This is a genomic window from Streptomyces sp. NRRL WC-3618 (genome assembly GCF_001280005.1).
Classification (GTDB): Bacteria; Actinomycetota; Actinomycetes; order Streptomycetales; family Streptomycetaceae; genus Streptomyces.
Genome location: NZ_LGDW01000324.1, coordinates 1 through 353 on the forward strand (window position 1 = coordinate 1; position 353 = coordinate 353).

The window sequence follows — 353 nt, forward strand, 5'->3', positions numbered from 1 at the left end:
GGCGCGCAGGGCGACGGTGCTGCGGACCCGGTGCCCGTCCTTGTCGCCGAGGGTCACCGAGCCGAAGGCCCAGTCGCCGTAGGCGGCGTTGGTGCGGGTGAAGGTCACCTTGTATGTCGCCGATCCGCCCGCCGGGACGACCAGCCACTTCGGGGTGATCTCGGCCTTGTAGCCGGGCGGGGTCTGGAGCTTGGCGGTGTAGAGGCCGGTGGCGGCGGTGACGTTGGTGACCGTCCGGGTGACCGTCTGCTTGCCGGCCAGGTCGCCGACCGAGATGTTCGGGGTGTTGAGGTCGCTCGGGTCGGTCTTCGGGACGGTGGCGCAGGCGTCGCTGCCGTCGCCGGTGACCGGCT

1 protein-coding gene is annotated in these 353 nt (G+C 71.7%); it reads right to left on the reverse strand.

Annotation, left to right across the window (positions count from 1 at the left end; genetic code table 11):
- A partial coding sequence (locus ADL01_RS24300; RefSeq protein WP_420719737.1) for an Fn3-like domain-containing protein occupies positions 1-353 on the reverse strand: 353 nt, incomplete at both ends.